At 64.7% G+C, this 16,460-nt stretch carries 16 protein-coding genes; 7 read left to right on the top strand and 9 right to left on the bottom strand.

The window, feature by feature from the left end:
* Window positions 1-8 precede the first annotated feature (8 nt).
* The gene (locus CSQ99_RS13230; RefSeq protein WP_099039499.1) at window positions 9-980 is read left to right on the top strand and encodes an antibiotic biosynthesis monooxygenase; all 972 of its coding nucleotides are present in this window, start codon (window positions 9-11) and stop codon (window positions 978-980) included.
* Here CSQ99_RS13230 and CSQ99_RS13225 read toward each other — a convergent pair.
* Window positions 977-4,174: a multicopper oxidase family protein gene (locus CSQ99_RS13225; protein WP_099039498.1), complete on the bottom strand. Its 3,198-nt coding sequence runs from the start codon at window positions 4,172-4,174 to the stop codon at window positions 977-979. The two genes, CSQ99_RS13230 and CSQ99_RS13225, sit on opposite strands and share 4 nt — an antisense overlap.
* A 75-nt stretch (window positions 4,175-4,249) precedes the next feature.
* A complete protein-coding gene (locus tag CSQ99_RS13220) occupies window positions 4,250-4,750 on the bottom strand; it encodes a nuclear transport factor 2 family protein (protein WP_099039497.1) in 501 nt (166 codons plus the stop codon).
* Between the two features lie 65 nt (window positions 4,751-4,815).
* Here CSQ99_RS13220 and CSQ99_RS13215 point away from each other — a divergent pair, with 65 nt between their 5' ends.
* Window positions 4,816-5,487 (top strand): GAP family protein, encoded by a 672-nt coding sequence (locus CSQ99_RS13215; RefSeq protein WP_099039496.1) that lies wholly within the window; start codon window positions 4,816-4,818, stop codon window positions 5,485-5,487.
* A 3-nt stretch (window positions 5,488-5,490) separates the two neighbouring features.
* Here the strand turns inward: CSQ99_RS13215 and CSQ99_RS13210 are convergent, their stop codons facing one another.
* A complete protein-coding gene (locus CSQ99_RS13210) occupies window positions 5,491-6,123 on the bottom strand; it encodes a TetR/AcrR family transcriptional regulator (RefSeq protein WP_176561012.1) in 633 nt (210 codons plus the stop codon).
* Window positions 6,124-6,223: 100 nt separating this feature from the next.
* On the opposite strand from CSQ99_RS13210, the gene CSQ99_RS13205 reads away from it, so the two are divergent.
* Window positions 6,224-7,231, top strand: a complete 1,008-nt coding sequence (locus tag CSQ99_RS13205) for a hypothetical protein (protein WP_099039495.1) — start codon at window positions 6,224-6,226, stop codon at window positions 7,229-7,231.
* Window positions 7,232-7,247: 16 nt separating this feature from the next.
* Window positions 7,248-8,414 (top strand): FAD-binding oxidoreductase, encoded by a 1,167-nt coding sequence (locus CSQ99_RS13200; protein ID WP_099039494.1) that lies wholly within the window; start codon window positions 7,248-7,250, stop codon window positions 8,412-8,414.
* 9 nt (window positions 8,415-8,423) lie between these two features.
* Here CSQ99_RS13200 and CSQ99_RS13195 read toward each other — a convergent pair whose 3' ends face one another.
* Window positions 8,424-9,053 (bottom strand): pentapeptide repeat-containing protein, encoded by a 630-nt coding sequence (locus CSQ99_RS13195; protein WP_099039493.1) that lies wholly within the window; start codon window positions 9,051-9,053, stop codon window positions 8,424-8,426.
* 110 nt (window positions 9,054-9,163) lie between these two features.
* Between CSQ99_RS13195 and CSQ99_RS13190 the strand changes: the two genes are divergently transcribed.
* Complete coding sequence (locus tag CSQ99_RS13190) at window positions 9,164-10,225, top strand: NAD(P)-dependent alcohol dehydrogenase (RefSeq protein ID WP_245908891.1); 1,062 nt, start codon at window positions 9,164-9,166, stop codon at window positions 10,223-10,225.
* Here the strand turns inward: CSQ99_RS13190 and CSQ99_RS31355 are convergent.
* Window positions 10,222-10,425, bottom strand: coding sequence for a nuclear transport factor 2 family protein (locus CSQ99_RS31355; RefSeq protein WP_245908890.1), 204 nt, complete (start codon window positions 10,423-10,425; stop codon window positions 10,222-10,224). The genes CSQ99_RS13190 and CSQ99_RS31355 overlap by 4 nt on opposite strands.
* A gap of 222 nt (window positions 10,426-10,647) precedes the next feature.
* On the opposite strand from CSQ99_RS31355, the gene CSQ99_RS13180 reads away from it, so the two are divergent.
* Window positions 10,648-11,550, top strand: coding sequence for an aldose 1-epimerase (locus tag CSQ99_RS13180; RefSeq protein ID WP_099039491.1), 903 nt, complete (start codon window positions 10,648-10,650; stop codon window positions 11,548-11,550).
* On the opposite strand, the gene CSQ99_RS13175 is transcribed toward CSQ99_RS13180, so the two are convergent.
* The 4 genes from CSQ99_RS13175 to dnaK are packed head-to-tail and all read right to left on the bottom strand — an operon-like array spanning window position 11,547 to window position 15,626.
* Window positions 11,547-11,912: a heat shock protein transcriptional repressor HspR gene (locus tag CSQ99_RS13175; protein ID WP_099039490.1), complete on the bottom strand. Its 366-nt coding sequence runs from the start codon at window positions 11,910-11,912 to the stop codon at window positions 11,547-11,549. The two genes, CSQ99_RS13180 and CSQ99_RS13175, sit on opposite strands and share 4 nt — an antisense overlap.
* Window positions 11,912-13,096: a molecular chaperone DnaJ gene (gene dnaJ, locus CSQ99_RS13170; RefSeq protein WP_099039489.1), complete on the bottom strand. Its 1,185-nt coding sequence runs from the start codon at window positions 13,094-13,096 to the stop codon at window positions 11,912-11,914. The genes CSQ99_RS13175 and dnaJ overlap by 1 nt, the downstream gene beginning before the upstream one ends.
* A 23-nt stretch (window positions 13,097-13,119) precedes the next feature.
* Complete coding sequence (gene grpE, locus CSQ99_RS13165) at window positions 13,120-13,755, bottom strand: nucleotide exchange factor GrpE (protein ID WP_099039488.1); 636 nt, start codon at window positions 13,753-13,755, stop codon at window positions 13,120-13,122.
* On the bottom strand, window positions 13,752-15,626 hold the full coding sequence (gene dnaK, locus CSQ99_RS13160) for a molecular chaperone DnaK (protein WP_099039487.1): 1,875 nt from the start codon (window positions 15,624-15,626) through the stop codon (window positions 13,752-13,754). The genes grpE and dnaK overlap by 4 nt, the downstream gene beginning before the upstream one ends.
* Window positions 15,627-15,825: 199 nt before the next feature.
* On the opposite strand from dnaK, the gene CSQ99_RS13155 reads away from it, so the two are divergent.
* Window positions 15,826-16,446 carry a TIGR03085 family metal-binding protein gene (locus CSQ99_RS13155; RefSeq protein WP_099039486.1) on the top strand — a complete coding sequence of 207 codons (621 nt, stop codon included), beginning with the start codon at window positions 15,826-15,828 and terminating at the stop codon, window positions 16,444-16,446.
* Window positions 16,447-16,460 lie beyond the last annotated feature (14 nt).

The following is a 16,460-nucleotide window of genomic DNA, read 5'->3' as shown; positions in this document are numbered from 1 at the left end:
TGGCAAACATGGGCACGACAGGGGTCACCGACACCACGGCGACGGTCATCATCGGCCAGCGCGTGCGGGCCGGCAGCGAGAGGGCGTTCGAGGCGTGGCAGAAGGAGATGAACCGCGAGGCCGCTCGGTATCCCGGTTTCATCGCCGCCGAAATCAACGCGCCCACCGCGGTTCAACGCGAGTGGGTGGTCATCTTTCGCTTCGACTCGATCGCGCACGTTCAGGCGTGGATCAACAGTGCGACACGTCAGAAGCGACTCGAAGCCGGTCAGGTGTTCTTCGAGGGGCCCGGCACCCAGCAGGTGGTCGGCGGCGGCGCGCGACAGAACGATTCCCTGGTTACCGTCGTGGTCACGCATCGAGTCCCGTCAGAGAACGTGGACGAGTTCCTGGCATGGCAGGAACGACTTCGACTGGCGGAGAACAAGTTTCCAGGATTCCGCGGTACCGAGTTGTTTCGTCCTGTCGAGGGAATCCAAGAGGAGTGGACCGCGCTGTACCGCTACAAGACCGCCGAAGACCTCAACAGGTGGATGATCTCGGACGCGCGCAGGGAACTTCTCGCCGAGGGTGAGAAGTTCGCCGACTACCACCTCCGCACCATCGACAACTCGTTCGGCAACTGGTTCGCCTTCGATCAGCGCGGAGCCGAGGCCCCTCCCCCCTCCAACTTCAAGACGTCCGTCGCCGTCTGGGTCGGGGTCTATCCCACGGTCGTGATGATCACGCTTGCGCTGTCACCGTTGAAGATGCCGCTGTGGCTGGGCCTGCTGATCGGGAACTTGCTGTCCAGCTTCGCGCTCAGCTACTTCACGATGCCCTTCTTCGTCAATCCGCTGTTGAAGAACTGGCTGAGGCCGCCCCAAGAGACGTCCGAGACCACAACGAATTGGCGTGGCTTCGCCCTGGTCATCGGCATCATGGCGCTCCTGAGTCTGGCCTTCTACCTGGTGACCCGCGTGTTCTGGCACCTGCCCTAGCGGCCGGCGAGCGGCGTCGGACCCGCCGGCATCTTCGGGATGGTGGCGATCAGCTTGGGCACCAACGTCGTAGCGTCCGGCGCCGGGCGCTCCAAGGTGTACTTGCGGACCTCCTGGCCGCCGGGGGCGGTCCCCGCCACGAGGAGATCGGCTCCGTAGACAGTGCTGGACGTCGCAATGGTCGCGCCCGGGGTGGCCCCGCCGATCGGTGCGAACGAAGCGATCTCGGCGTACTCGAGGTTTTCCTCGTGGTGATTCGGGCTTTCCAAGTACATACCCGGCTGCCCATCGAGCTTTGATCCGGTAGACCACACCCGCACCGTGCCCGCACCGGCGAGTTGGCTGGTGATGATGCTCATGGCTCCCCCTTCGCCGCCCGCGACCCAACCGGTGGACAGCGCAACCCCGTCCTTGTAGTTCTCGTCGTAGGCCAGGAAGTTCGACGTCATCTTGGGTTCATTCGGATTGGCGGCATGCTCGGTGGCCGTTCCGTTGGCCTGCGCTCGCGCGGTCGGCGTGTAGAGGTCCCACCGGAAAGACTTGACCAGCGGCGCATCACCGGGCCCCGGCGCAGTCACGATCGACTCGCGGCCCGATCCGAACTCGACCATTCCGGTGGCCAGCGAGACACCGGACTGAGACCCGGGATAGGGCGTGAACGTGGAGAACACGTCGGGCGCCGTGCCCGACTCCGAAGGCAAGGTCGATGAATACACCTTTACCTGCGACTCGGTTCCCGGACCCGTACCGACGACGATGTTGTCGGCCAGCGCATTTCCGTCGATGTCGGCACCTGCGACCGTCACGCCGCCCGCGAAATCGGAGTCGAACGGTGCGAACCGAGTGATCTCGGTCTTGAACAGTCCGTCAGCCGTGTCGTTCCCGTCATATGCCACCACCTCGGGAGGTGCGCCCGTGCCGGTGCCGGCGACCAGATCGAGAATCATGTCACCGTTCACGTCGGCCATCGCCACCGATGGCGTGCCCTCGAAGTCCGGGAACGGAAATACCGTTTGTAAGACCTTGTCGCCGTTGGCGTCCCGGACCTGCACCGAAGTCGGCTTCCCGTCGGATCCGGGTATCGCCACCGCGTAGGTCGACACTTCGGGGATGACGTTGATGGTGGCCATCAGCCCGTTGTCCTCGTGGTTGAGGCGGTGACAGTGGATCACGTACGCGCCGGCGTACTCGAGGAACTCCTGGCGCAGGGTCAGTGTCGCCGGAGTGCTCACGACGTGCATGTCGTTGAATATCGGCGCGGGAACGTTGACGTTGTCCAGTCCCCACGGTTGCACGCCGGTCTTGCCGCGGTTCGGGTCGTCGATGGACATCACCTGAAAGTCGTTGACGTGGATGTGCATCGGATGCGCATCGTTGTTCATGTTGACGATCTTCCACTCCTCGACGGAGTTGAGCCGCGGCTGGATCAGCGAGACATTGGGGAACCCGCTCGGTTCGAACATGTAGATGACGGCCTTGGGGTCGTTATTGCTGGCGAGGCCGCCGCCGATGGTGTCGGTGATCGTCATCTCACGTGTGACTGCCGGCGTCATGACCGACGTGTCGACGAACGACGTGTACGCGTCGAGGTTCTGTCCCGGTTCAAAGGCCGTGGTCTCACCCTGTCCGCTGGTGTCCTGTGTGGCGCGGATCAACGTCTGGGTGGGGAACACGAAGAAGCCGTCGGCGAAGCTGAGGAACTTCGGATCCACGGTGAGGGTGCCAAGCACCGCAGGCGTGTTCTTGGTGCCGTTGTTCGTATACAGCACACCGGGATTCACGATCGGCTTGGCATTGGGATCCGGCGGGAACTCCAGGACCAGATCGCCTTCGGAGGGCATCGTCACCGCAATCGCATAGCGAGATCCGGGCGGGACGCTCAGCGTCGTTCCATCACCGTAGACCGGCCTGCCGACCTGCGTGTAAGGGTTGCCGTCCTGTCCGACTATCGAGAATTTCGGATGATTACCGGTGGCGGTCTCGGTCAATCTGACTGTCATGTAGGCAATGTCGCTGATGTTGGCGACCACCCAGATCTCCGTTTGGCCGGGTTTGATCTTCAGCTCCGGCTGGAATTGGCCGTTCACCGTGAACTGCACATCGCGCTGGTTCTCTGGCAGGTCGGGCTTCTCGGCGACCTTGGTCGTCGGGCTGTCGAAGTTCATCAGATTAGACGGGATGAACTGAGTCTGACCGCGATTGTTCTTGGGCGACAGCGGACCTTCCCACCATGGCGTCAGATACTGCGAGCCCATCGCGGTGTCGGCGATGTTCACCGGCGCCAGGCTCGGCTGGTACGTGCCGTCGGCGAGTTGGGAACCCTGCGGGGGTTTGAGCGTGCTCACCCACTGGGGCCAACTGTAGTTGTTGAGCTGGTGTCCCTTGCCATTGCGGTCGAACACGTAGTTGTACTGAATCGCCATGTTGCGGATGGGAATATCGTTCTCCGTCACCAGCGGCAGGTTGCCGTCGGGACGGCCGATCTCCAACAGACCGGCCAGGCCGGCGTAGGTCTGTTGGGACGTCATCGTGTGACGGTGACTGTGGTACCAGTACAGCCCGTTGGGCATGTTCTTGGGGACGTCATAGGTGTAGGTGTTGCCCATCCCGGCCGGGATCGAGAGCAGCACGTTGTCGGCGTTGCCCGATGGACTGACGTGCAAGCCGTGGGTGTGCAGGTTCAGCGGCGACTCGGTGAGGGTGGGCGGATAGATGGGCACCTCACCCCCCTTGGGGGTCATGGCGGGGTCGTAGAAATCTGGGATGGTCAGATTCTGAAGATCGTTGTCGTAGTGGATGATCAGCTTCTCGCCGGGGTCAACACGCAGAGTAGGCGCGGGGTAGAGGTTGTCGCCCTTCGTCGATCCGTCCGACGCAGTTCCCTTGATGAGGTCGTATCCGAAGATGAGGAAGTTGGTAACGGGCTCTTTGACGGTGTCCAGGTTGACGGTGCCCTGGTGCGCCGAAAGCCGAACCTCGAGTACCCCGTCCTTGCTCGAGAGCCGCACAGGTTCGGCAAAAGGAGCGGGCTTGCCGTCGGGACCGGCATTCACTCCGGCCTGCGGTGCGGGCGCCTCCTTGTCGCGCGAGCACGCCGTCATCGCGGCGGTCATCGCGATGACCAACGTCAGGGCGACGAAAATCCGGCAATTGGAGCGCCGCCGGCTGAGCCGGCCATCGGAGCGAAGCCGCATGGCCTCTCCATTCCTCGGGCTTGGGGTGAAGAGATGCTACGGCAAATTTGCTGCAATGGGTCCGACCCGGACGGTTCAGGTGGCAGTCTCCTGGGCCGACAGGGCCATCCACTGACCGTTCTGAAGCTCGAAGACGTCGGTGAATCGCTCGGTTGCCATCACCTGACCGCCCTGGAGCAGCGTATTGATTCCATGGACCACGGCGGTGTTGCCCGCGATGTCGACGATCTGGTCCGACGGGTTCATCGTGAACGGCAGCGGCGCCATGTTTGCGATCTCCTCGGCACGGTTGAGCAGCTGGCCATCGGAATTCACGTGTTTGAAGGTCGGGCTCAGGATCGCTTCGACGGTTCCGACATCACCCGCGGCGATCGCCGCCAGCCAACGCGTTTCTTGGGCGAGAACGTCGGCGCACGGTCCCACGTCGAGCGGCAGCGGAGCACTCGTCGCCGCATCGACGCAGGTGTCGGCGGCACCGGCTGACGCGGGAGCGTAGATCGCGAGAGCCCAGAAGGCAGCCGAGAGCACCAGCCCCGTCGTGAACGTTCGGGTGCTGTAGTGCGTCCGTCGGGTCATAAGGTCGGTTCTCTCTGTCAATGATTGCTAGGTTGCTTTCGAATGATGCGACGAAAGGGCGAGCATTGTCCGGTAATTGGGGATCGGTGCTGATCGAGCTCATACCGCTCGCGTTGGTCGTCGCCCTCTCGCCGTTGTCGATCATCCCCGCGGTGCTGGTGTTGCACACTGCCCGCCCACGTCCGACGGGACTGGCTTTCCTGGCCGGCTGGTTGGTCGGGCTGACGGTGTTGACGCTGATCTTCATCCAGGTGTCTGGCCTCGTCGGAGGACTCGGGGGCAAGCCCCCGGGCTGGGCGTCCTGGCTGCGCATCGTGGTCGGTGCCGCGCTGATCGTGTTCGGCAGCTACCGGTGGCTCACCCGCAAGAAGTCCGAGCACACCCCCAAGTGGATGCAGAGCCTGTCCAAACTCACACCCACTCGCGCCGGTGCCACGGGGTTCGTGCTCACCATTCTCAATCCCAAGGTGCTGTTCATCTGTGCCGCAGCGGGTTTGGCGATCGGCACTGCCGGACTTGGTTCGTCACAGATCTGGCTTGCTGAGCTGTGGTACGTCCTGGTCGCCGCTTCGACTGTGGCGCTCCCGATTCTGGCCTACGCCGTTTCCGGCGACCGGCTCGACGCCCCGCTGGTGAGGCTCAAGGACTGGATGGAGGCCCAGCATGCCGTCCTCGTCGCGATAATCCTGGTTGTGATCGGTCTCATGGTGCTGTACAAGGGAATTCACGCCCTGTAGAGCTCAGGGCAGCCCTAGCTCTTCGGCATCCGCGGTCAGGTAACGCGTGACGGTCGGTGCGATAACTCGTACCAGCTCATCGCCCGACAAGGTCGCCAGCGGCGGGACTTTCATGACGTAGCGCAGCACCGCCGTACCGACGAGTTGACTTGCGGCGAGCGTTGCCCGCAGGCGGGCCTGTTCGTCCCCGCCCAGCACGCCGGACACCGCTGTCAGAACGTAGTTCTGCATGAAGCTGCGGAAGGCCTCGTGCGCGTCGGGGTTCGAGGTGGCCGACTGCAGCATCACCACCATGGTCGGACCCGACTCGGGGGCCTCCCAGATGCGCAAGTAGGTCCGCACCATCCGGGTGCCGATATCAGGTTCGTCGTCAGGAGTTCCCCTTAGCGCGGCGACCAAGAGGTCGGGGTCGAGGAGCAGACGAAGTGACTCGCGGAACAGCTCTGCCTTCGATCCGAACAGGTACAGCACCATCGAGGGGTCTACGTGGGCGTCGTCGGCGATCGCGCGCAGCGTCGTCTTCTCATACCCCTCGGTCGCAAAACGCTCCTTCGCTGCCGCCAGTACGGCCTCGCGGGACACGGGCCCGCCCTGGCGGCGGCCCCGCCGCTTGCTCGTCTTGGCAGGTGAAGGCATACGTCGACAGTATCATTTCAATGAACGTTGAAATACTGGCCGCTCAGCGGTACGCTCAGCCACACAACTAATTCAACGATGAGTGAAAAAGAGGACGCTGATGCTCACCGACACCCTGCCCCGGCACACCCACGCGGCACCCGTCCACGAACCCCCGGCCGCGATCCGCGCGATCGGCATCGTTGTTGTGCTCACGGTCGTACTCACGATCGTTTCGATCGCGTTCGCATTGCCTGCGGCACGCACGGCACCGCACGCTGTGCCAATCGGCGCCGCGGGCCCACAGGCCGCCAGTGGGCAAGCGGCGGCGATTCTCGACAAGCAGGCACCCGGCGCCTTCGCGATCACCTACTACCCGGGCGAGGCCGCGCTGCGGGACGCGATCGAAAACCGTGACGTCTACGGCGGCATCGCGTTGGGGCCCGATGGGCGCAGCCTGCTGGTCGCCACCGGGGGCAGCCCGATGGTCGCGCAACTGCTCACCCAGATCGGCAACGGCATCGCCAAGCAGTTAGGTGTGCCGCTGCGAACCGAGGACCTTGCGCCGCCGACCGAAAACGATCCGCGTGGCGTCGGGCTGGCCGCCTCCGCGCTACCGATCACCCTCGCCGGAATGCTGCCGGCAATCGCTTTGATGCTCATCCTCAAACGCGAGGTGTGGACACGCTTCGCCACCGCCGTGACCTTCGCCGGAGTCGCGGGCATCACGATCGCCACGCTGCTGCGATATCTGTTCGGCGCTATCGAAACGAACTTCTGGGGCGTCGCAGGCGGCTTGACGTTGGGTGTGTTGGCCGCCGGACTGTCCATGCTCGGCCTGGGATCGCTGTTCGGGCGGGTCGGCCTTGCGCTCGGAGCGGGTCTGGCCCTGCTGTTGGGCAACCCGCTGTCGGGGCTTAACAGCGCGCCCGAGATGCTGCCCGCCGGCTGGGGACAGTTGGGGCAGTGGCTGCCGCAAGGTGCGAACGCCACACTGCTGCGGTCGACGGCATTCTTCGACGGCGCCGGCGGCGCGCTGCCGATCGTGGTCCTCACCTGCTGGTCGCTGCTCGGTGCGGGGCTGGTCGTCGTCGCCGCGATGCGACAGCGGGGCTCCTCAGCCGCGTAACTTACTATCGACTGGCGTGGGACTCGACGATCGTGAGGCGCTGCGCACCCTGCGCGACACCGTCGACCCCGCGCTCGGCTCCGCCGAACTGATCCGGCGCTTCTACACCCGGTGGTTCGCCATCGACACGTCCGTCCGTGACCTGTTTCCGCCGGATATGACGGCTCAGCGCAACGCCTTCGCCACGGCCCTGACGTGGCTGTTCGGTGAGCTCGTTGACCAGCGGGCGCAGGAGCCGGTCGCCTTTCTCGCCCAGCTCGGCCGGGACCATCGCAAATACGGTGTGACGCAACGGCATTACGACAGCATGCAAGATGCGCTGCTCACCACGCTTCGCACTCAGCTGATCGAAGAATGGGACGGCAGACTCGCGGAGGCGGCCCACGACGCGGTCGCGTTGCTCGTCGGGGTGATGCGAGGTGCCGCAGACGCTGAGAAAGGGCCGCCCTACCGCGACGGCACGGTGATCGACCACATCCGCGCCAGCCGGGACGTGTCGGTGATCCGGCTGCAACTGGACCGCCCCCTGTACTACCACCCCGGTCAGTACGTCACCGTTCAGGTGCCGCAGTGGCCGCGGCGGTGGCGCTACTTGAGTCCGTCCATCCCCGCCGACCGCGGCGGGGGCATCGAGTTCCACGTCCGGTCGGTGCCCGGTGGCATGGTGAGCCCGGCAATCGTCGGCGAGACGAGGCCGGGCGACCGCTGGCGGATGTCCAATCCGCACGGCGGGATGCACATCGACCGCGACGGCGGCGACGTCCTGATGGTCGCGGGCGGCACCGGCCTGGCGCCGCTGCGGACGCTGATCATGGATCTCACGCGCAAGGCCGTCAACCCGAGGGTGCACCTGTTCTTCGGCGCACGCTATCCCTGCGAGCTCTACGATCTGCGCACCCTGTGGCAGGTGGCCTCGCAGAACCCGTGGCTGTCGGTGACGCCGGTGTCGGAGTACAGCACGGATCCCCCGTGGGCTTCCGACTTCCCCGACGTGGCGCCCCCACGCGGCCTGCACGTCCGCCAGACCGGGACACTGCCCGAAGTCGTCACGCGGTACGGCAGCTGGGGTGACCGGCAGATCCTGATCTGCGGGGGCCCGGAGATGGTCGAGGCCACCAAGTCGGCATTGCTCGCCAAAGGTGCTCCCGCCGAACGCATTCAGCACGATCCACTGACCGGATGATCGGCTGAGTCACTTCTTCGCGCGGCTCGGCGGGGGGCTGAATCCCGCAGGCCATTTCGTCGTGGAGTCGTAATAGATGTTGTTCAGTGAGGCCCGGTTCAGATCGGCTCCGGTCAGGTCGGTTCCCCTCAGGTTGGCCCCATCCAGCATGGCGCCCGGCTGATCGGGATCATTCAGGTAGTCGTCGATACTGAGATCGGCGTCTGTGAGATTCGCCAAGGTGAGGTTGGCCCCGGTGAGGTCGGCACGGTCGAAGTTCGCATGGGCGAGATTCGCGTGGGACAGATTGGTGTACGCGAGGTTCGCGTATGCGAAGTCGGCGTTGGCCAGCTGTAGCTCACCGAGTTCCTGGCCCTCGAGATCGAGGGCTGCATAAGGCCTGTCCTGGTCGGGGTCGCGCGAGGAGCCGCTCCGGACAAACTGCAAATTCTGAAGTTGTTCGGCCTGCCTGGACTGTCTGAGCTCCATCGCCTGATACCGCTCTTCGCGGCGATTGTCGATCCAGAACTGCCCGAGGATGGCGCCCACGGAGACCACCATGCCGACGACGATGGCTACGACGATGTTGTGCAACCACCACTCGGGTGAGGTGAGCGTCTCATGCCACCAGGTCTTCTTGTCGGACTCCGGTTCTGCCATCGCAACATCGTCTCTGACCAAGGTCGTCGGCGCCGCCGCAATTGAAATGTCGCCGGACCCAATCCAGCCCTAGACTCCTTTTCAAGATCACAGGCCTACGAGGAGCCGCCATGTCGACGATGCGTGCCGCGCGGATGCACGGATACCAGCAACCGCTGACACTCGAGGAGATTCCGATCCCCGACATCGGGCCCGGCGAGGTCCTCGTGAAGGTGGGCGGCGCTGGCATGTGCCGCACGGACTTTCAGCTCATCGACGGCTACTTCGGCACCGATATGCCGATGCCCGCCACCCCGGGACACGAGATCGCCGGGTCGATCGACCGGATCGGCGCCGACGTCCCCGCGGCGGCGGGCCTGTCCGAAGGTGACCCGGTGGTGGTGTTCGGCCCACGCGGCGACGGCTCCTGCCGCCAGTGCCACCGCGGCAATGAACACATCTGCAACCAGGGCCACTGGATCGGATTCGGGCTGCACGGCGGCTATCAGGAGTATGTCCCCGTGGCCTACCAACAGTTGATCAAGGTCAGCGGCAACCTGTCGCCGCTATCGCTGGCGCCGCTGACCGATGCCGGCCTGACACCGTACCGAGGTCTGAAGAAGCTGCAGGCCGCCGGAGCACTGGGCCCGGGAAAGACGCTGGCGGTGATGGGCATCGGCGGTCTCGGCGCCTACGGCGTGCAGTACGCCAAGCTACTCGGCGGCGGGGCAACGGTGGTTGCGTTGGGCCGCAACGCCGAAAAGCTCGCTTTGGCAAGGGAAAACGGTGCCGACCACACCATCGGCATCCAGGACAAATCCGACGACGAGGTACGCGACGAACTCGAGAAGGCCACCGGCAGACGTGAGTTCGACGCGGTCATCGAATGTGCGGGTGCCGAGGAGAGCATCCGGCTGGCCTTCTCGTTACTGGCGACCGAGGGCGCCGTCGCCTCGGTGGGTCTGGTGGGCAACCGGGTGGACATCTCACTGTTCCCGTTGGTCAGCCGCGAGTACACCTTGTTCGGTTCGTTCTGGGGCAACTACAACGATCTCACCGAGGTGGTAGCGCTCGCCGAGGCAGGCAAGATCAAGGATTCCGTCACGCAGGTCAACTTCACCGACGTCAACGACCACCTGGATGCGCTGGGCCGGGGCGACTTCGTCGGGCGCGCCGTCATCGTCTACGACTAGACAGGTACCCGCTGCCAGAGCTCGTCGAACGCGATGCTGTCAAAGAACGCGGTGCCCTTGACGATTCGGTTGTCGGCAAACGTCAGAAACCACGTATAGGTGTTTCGGTAGGGCACGCCGTCGCGGGCGGTGGCCTCGCCGTCGAATAACACGATCACCGTGTCCCCGTCGGCGTAGATTTCGCGGACCTTCGGCTTCAAGGGGACGGCCAACCGCGCGTTGAACTGCCGGATGACCCACCGAATTGCCGACTACCTCCCAAATGACGTCGTCGGCCACCGCTGTCAGCGGGCTTCCCGTTCCGTTGGCCCACGCTTCAAAGCCCGCGCGCACCGTTTCGAGGTTTCGCCCCTCTGTGTCGTCTTGTGTCATTTCTGGATTGAAACAGGACCGGTCAATCACACGTGGAAAGATCGTCAACCATGGCCGACTTCGAACGCGTGACGCTTCGCGATCCCTCGTCCGCGATGACAGCCACGTTCGTCCCCACCGCGGGCATGATCGGCACATCGCTCACCGATGGAGATGAGGAGTTTCTCGGCCAGCGCCGCGGACTGGATGCCTACGTGACCGCAGGCAAAACCATGGGAATACCGATCCTCTACCCGTGGGCAAACCGGTTGAGCGCCAACGAGTACAAGAGCAACGGCACCGCCGTCACCCTGACTCCCGGCGAAGGCGGAGTACGCGCCGACGAACATGGTCTGCCCATCCACGGCGTTCTCGCCGCCTACTCGGGCTGGGAGGTCACGGCGCAGTCGGAGAACTCGCTGACCGCCATCATCGATTTCGGTGAGAAGCCCGAGTTGCTCGCGGCATTCCCGTTCCCCCACGTACTCACGCAAGCCGTCACGCTGGCCGACCGAAAGCTCACCATCGAGACCACCGTGACTCCGACGGCGACGGCTCCGGTACCGCTGTGTTTCGGCTATCACCCGTACTTCACGATCCCCGGGGCGCCGCGCGACCAGTGGCGACTCACCACGCCGTCGATGCGTCATCTCTTGGTGGACAGCCGAGGAATCCCGGCCGGAGAGTACGAGCAGTGGGACGGCGGCGTCGAATCACTGGTGTCCGTGACGTATGACGACGGCTTCGACGAGGTGCCCGACGGTGCGGTGTTCACGCTGGCCGGCGGCGCGCGTCGCATCGACGTCGAGTTCGAGACGGGTTATCCGGCAGCACAACTATTCGCCCCCGGCACCGACGACCTCGTCGCAATCGAACCGATGGCCGCACCCACCGATGCGCTGCGCCGCGGCGGCTACCGCAGCGCGGCGCCTGGACAGCCGGCAGCCGCACGCTTCTCGATTACGGTGAACTAGCGCTTGTTACGCGGTTGCCAGACCACCAGGGCCGTGCTCTTGGACCTGGGCTGAGAACGCAGTTCGTCGATCTCGCGCGCCATCTCCTGCAATCGGCTCTTCAGCGCCTCGACCTGATTGGTCAGCTCGATGATCCGCTTGATGCCCGCGAGGTTGACGCCCTCGTCCTGTGACAGCCGCTGGACCTCACGTAGCAGGTCGACGTCGTGCTGCGAGTAGCGCCTGCCGCCGCCCGACGTGCGTTCGGGGCTGACCAGCCCGAGCCGGTCGTACGTGCGCAGTGTCTGCGCATGCATACCGGCCAGCTCCGCGGCGACCGAGATCAGGAAGGTGCGCGCGTCGTTGTCGGACCGCTTGGGCATTACGCACCTGCCCAGTTCGCCCGCGGGTCGAAACCGCTGGCCCGTTCTGCTTTCGCGTAGGCTTCCAGCGCTCCTGCGGCCTCACCCTCGACGTCCGGCGGCACCGCCACCTTGACGGTGACGAGCAAGTCGCCATGGCCACCCGAACGGTTCGGCACGCCACGGCCACGCACGCGCAGAATCCGGCCGTCGGACGTGCCCTTGGGCACTCGCACCCCGACCTTGCCTTCCAGCGTGGGCACCGAAAGCGTTGTTCCAAGCGCCAATTCGTGGAAGCTGACCGGAACGCTGACCGTGAGGTCGTCGCCGTTGCGGCCGAACACCTTGTCCGGCTTGACATGTACGGTCACGTACAGGTCGCCCGAAGGGGCGCCACGCAGGCCCGCCTCGCCCTGGCCAGCCAGCCTGATGCGCTGTCCGTCCTCGACGCCCGGAGGGATCCGCACGTTGATCGTGCGTGTCCTGGTGGTCACGCCGGTGCCCTTACATTCGTCGCACGGATGCTCGATGATCGAACCGCTGCCCCGACATTCGGTGCATGGTTCGGAGAACCCGAAGGCTCCCTGGTTGCGGTTGACAACACCGGATCCGTTGCAGTTCGGGCAGACCTTCGGGCTGGTACCCGGTCGGGCACCACTGCCGTGGCAGTTCGTGCACGGAGCGGGACTGGTGAGCCGCAGCGGCATCATCACGCCCTTGGTGGCCTCGAGGAACGACAATTCGGTCTCGGTCTCGAGGTCGTTGCCACGCCGCGGCCGAGTGGGCCGCGGTTGCTGGGCTCCGCGCCCGAACAGCCCACCGAACAGGTCGCCGATGTTCGCGCCGCCGGTCTGACCGGCCGCGTCGAACAGATCGTTCAGATTGAACTCGCCGCCTTCTGTACTGAAGCCGCCGAAGTTACCACCGCCTCCACCGCCACCGAACCGACCACGACCGAACCCGCCGTTGGCGAAAAGCCTCCGCGTTTCGTCGTATTCCTTGCGCTTGGCCGCATCCGACAGCACCTCTTTGGCTTCCGACACCGCTTTGTAGCGGTCTTCGGCCGCCTGGTTGCCGGGATTGCGGTCGGGGTGGTTCTCCGCAAGCAGCTTGCGGGCCGCTCGCTTGATCTCCTGTTCGCTGGCATCAGAGGCGACGCCGAGCTCCTTGTAGAAGTCCTTTTCGACCCATTCACGCTGGGCCATACCGCGTCACCTCCTTCTGATGTCTAGTCGTCGTTTGATTCTGCAGCCTGTTGTGAGGCGGCATCGGTGTTATCGGTGGCATCGGGGACGGTATCGACCACGCCGACCATGGCATGGCGCACCACGAGATCGCCGACTTTGTACCCGCGACGCATCACGGTTCCCACCACCGGGTGGGTGCCGTCGCCCTCGTGCTGCACGGCCTCGTGCAACGCCGGATCGAAATCGTCGCCCTCGTCACCGAAGCCCGAAAGGCCGAGTCCCTCAAGGACAGTCACCAATTTGTCGGCGACAGACTTCAGCGGTCCTGTCTCCAGGTCACCGTGACTGCGCGCCCGGTCGAGATCGTCGAGAACCGTCAGCAACTGACTGATCACTGACGCCTTTGCCCGGTCGGCGGCAACCTGCTGATCGCGCAGCGACCGCCTGCGGTAGTTCGCGAAGTCTGCCTGAACCCGCTGCAGATCTGCGAGTAGTTCGGCAGCCTTACCCGCCTCCTCAGGAGATTCGCCGGCGAACTCCCCCTGCGCCGGACCCGCGGCCGGGGCCGACCCACTTGGGGCCGGCCCGGTCGCGGATTCACGGATCTCGCCAGTGTCAGGATCGACGCGCCGCTTGTCGGTGACGGTCACCGGTTCCTGCGAATCGCCTGCGCTCACTTGTTCTCGCCGCCGTTCGGGCTGTCATCCTCCACGACCTCGGCGTCCACCACGTTGTCGTCAGCCGCAGCGCCGGCTGCCGACTCGTCGCCACCACCTGCGGCCTGCTCAGCCTGGGTGGCCTCGTAGAGCGCCTGGCCGAGGCCCTGGGCCTCGACGCCGAGCTTCTCCATCGCTGCCTTGATGGCCGCGATATCGGTGCCATCGAGCGTCGACTTGGCTTCGGCGACTGCAGAGTCGACCTTGTCCAGAGTGTCCGCGGGGACCTTCGATCCGCCTTCGGCTTCACGTTGTTCCTTGACGATCTTCTCGGTCTGGTACACCAGCGACTCCGCCTGATTGCGGACGTCGGCCTCCTCGCGGCGCTGACGGTCTTCGTCGGCGTGCGCCTCGGCGTCCTTGATCATCTGGTCGATCTCGTCCTTGGAAAGGCCAGAGCCCTCCTGGATCTTGATCGTGTTCTCCTTGCCGGTGCCCTTGTCCTTGGCGGTGACGTGCACGATGCCATTGGCGTCGATGTCGAACGTGACCTCGACCTGGGGCACTCCGCGCGGAGCCGGCGGCAGGCCGGTCAGCTCGAAGCTGCCGAGCAGCTTGTTGTGCGAAGCGATTTCGCGCTCACCCTGATAGACCTGGATCTGCACCGACGGCTGATTGTCGTCCGCCGTTGTGAAGGTCTCGCTGCGCTTGGTCGGGATCGTGGTGTTGCGCTCGATCAGCTTGGTCATCACGCCGCCCTTGGTTTCGATACCGAGAGACAGCGGGGTGACGTCAAGCAGCAGAACGTCTTTCACCTCACCCTTGAGCACACCAGCCTGCAGCGCGGCACCCACGGCGACAACCTCGTCCGGGTTCACGCCCTTGTTCGGGTCCTGGCCGCCGGTCATCTCCTTGACCAATTCGGTCACCGCGGGCATGCGGGTGGAGCCGCCGACGAGCACGACGTGGTCGATGTCGCCGACCGAGATACCGGCGTCCTTGATCACCGACTGGAACGGCTGACGGGTGCGATCCAGCAGATCCTGTGTGATGCGCTGGAATTCGGCACGGGTCAGCTGCTCGTCGAGGAACAAGGGGTTCTTGTCCGCATCGACGGTGATGTAGGGCAGGTTGATCGACGTGCTCTGCGAACTCGAGAGCTCGATCTTGGCCTTCTCGGCGGCTTCACGTAGCCGCTGCATCGCCATCTTGTCCTTGGTCAGGTCGATACCGGCCGTGCTCTTGAACTTGTCGACGAGCCACTCGACGATGCGGTCGTCCCAGTCGTCGCCGCCCAGGTGGTTGTCACCCGAGGTGGCGCGGACCTCGACAACGCCTTCGCCGATCTCAAGCAGCGATACGTCGAACGTGCCACCACCGAGGTCGAACACCAGGATCGTCTGTTCCTTCTCGCCCTTGTCCAGGCCATAGGCCAGGGCCGCGGCGGTGGGTTCGTTGACGATGCGCAGGACGTTGAGGCCGGCGATCTGGCCGGCTTCTTTGGTGGCCTGACGCTGAGCGTCATTGAAGTACGCGGGCACGGTGATCACCGCGTCGGTGATGTCCTCACCGAGGTAGGACTCGGCGTCGCGCTTGAGCTTCATCAGCACGCGCGCACTGATCTCCTGCGGCGTGTATTTCTTACCGTCGATCTCGACGGACCAGTCGGTGCCCATCTCACGCTTGACCGAACGGATCGTCCGGTCCACGTTGGTCACTGCCTGGTTCTTGGCGGGCTGGCCGACCAGCACCTCTCCGTTACGCGCGAACGCGACTACGGACGGCGTGGTGCGGGAACCCTCGGAGTTCGCGACGACGACGGGGTCGCCACCCTCCAGTACCGAGACGACCGAGTTGGTGGTCCCGAGGTCGATTCCGACCGCACGAGCCATGGTTGTTCCTCCTGAATTAGTCCATCTATTGGTCTGAGTGCACCGCACTCAAGAGTGCTCCGGCCGACCCTATCCTGTCAACCTGAACTTGAGTCGTATGCGCTCAACTATCGAATGGGTCAACGGCAGGTGGCCGCGGTTTGTTCCCGCCCGGGCCGGTCGATATCTGACCGGGCGCATTTGCCCTAGTGTCGGAGGCATGACTGCAGCCCAGCGTGAACGCGCCGCCCTGGTGGCGACGATGAGCGAAATCGGGCCTGACTCGCCCACTCTGTGCGAGGGATGGACCACCCGTGACCTCGCGGCGCACCTAGTGGTCCGGGAACGCAGGCTCGACGCCGCACCCGGCATCGCGATCCCGCTGCTCGCCGGTTACACGGAAAAGGTGCAGCGCCAGACCGCCTCGTCCACCGACTGGGATGTGCTGGTGGACAAGATCTCGTCGGGTCCGCCGCTGCTGTCACCGTTCAAGCTGTTCGATGCGGTAGCCAACATGGATGAGATGTTCATCCACCACGAAGACGTCCGTAGGGCCCAAGCCGATTGGGAGCCAAGGACACTCGATCCGGATACGATCGCCGCGCTGCGACGGCCCGTTGGCATGATGGCTCGGCTGACCATGGGCAAAGTCCCGGCCCACGTGACGCTGATGACGCCCGATGGCGAGACGGTGGCCGCGGTCGGCAACGGCCCTGAGCTGATCGTCACCGGCGACATCGGCGAGCTCACGCTGTTCGTCGCGGGCCGCGACGAGGCCCGGCTCACCTTCTCCGACGCGCAGGCCGCCCAGGCCGTGCGTGCCGCACGCCGGGGCTTGTGACGCGTAGCCTGGCC

The organism is Mycobacterium neglectum (assembly GCF_002591975.1).
Classification (GTDB): domain Bacteria; phylum Actinomycetota; class Actinomycetes; order Mycobacteriales; family Mycobacteriaceae; genus Mycobacterium; species Mycobacterium neglectum.
Note: the sequence above shows the minus strand (reverse complement) of the source record. Positions and strands in the feature narration are given on the sequence as shown.

Bases quoted from the DNA above. Each gene is read 5' to 3' on its own strand.
- CSQ99_RS13175 (WP_099039490.1), bottom strand. From the start codon at position 11,912: ATGCCCAAGCGGTCCGACAACGACGCGCGCACCTTCCTGATCTCGGTC.
- CSQ99_RS13155 (WP_099039486.1), top strand. From the start codon at position 15,826: ATGACTGCAGCCCAGCGTGAACGCGCCGCCCTGGTGGCGACGATGAGC.
- CSQ99_RS13210 (WP_176561012.1), bottom strand. From the start codon at position 6,123: ATGCCTTCACCTGCCAAGACGAGCAAGCGGCGGGGCCGCCGCCAGGGC.
- CSQ99_RS13190 (WP_245908891.1), top strand. From the start codon at position 9,164: ATGTCGACGATGCGTGCCGCGCGGATGCACGGATACCAGCAACCGCTG.
- CSQ99_RS13205 (WP_099039495.1), top strand. From the start codon at position 6,224: ATGCTCACCGACACCCTGCCCCGGCACACCCACGCGGCACCCGTCCAC.
- dnaJ (WP_099039489.1), bottom strand. From the start codon at position 13,096: ATGGCCCAGCGTGAATGGGTCGAAAAGGACTTCTACAAGGAGCTCGGC.
- CSQ99_RS13195 (WP_099039493.1), bottom strand. From the start codon at position 9,053: ATGGCAGAACCGGAGTCCGACAAGAAGACCTGGTGGCATGAGACGCTC.
- CSQ99_RS13220 (WP_099039497.1), bottom strand. From the start codon at position 4,750: ATGACCCGACGGACGCACTACAGCACCCGAACGTTCACGACGGGGCTG.
- dnaK (WP_099039487.1), bottom strand. From the start codon at position 15,626: ATGGCTCGTGCGGTCGGAATCGACCTCGGGACCACCAACTCGGTCGTC.
- CSQ99_RS13225 (WP_099039498.1), bottom strand. From the start codon at position 4,174: ATGCGGCTTCGCTCCGATGGCCGGCTCAGCCGGCGGCGCTCCAATTGC.
- CSQ99_RS13230 (WP_099039499.1), top strand. From the start codon at position 9: ATGGGCACGACAGGGGTCACCGACACCACGGCGACGGTCATCATCGGC.
- CSQ99_RS13180 (WP_099039491.1), top strand. From the start codon at position 10,648: ATGGCCGACTTCGAACGCGTGACGCTTCGCGATCCCTCGTCCGCGATG.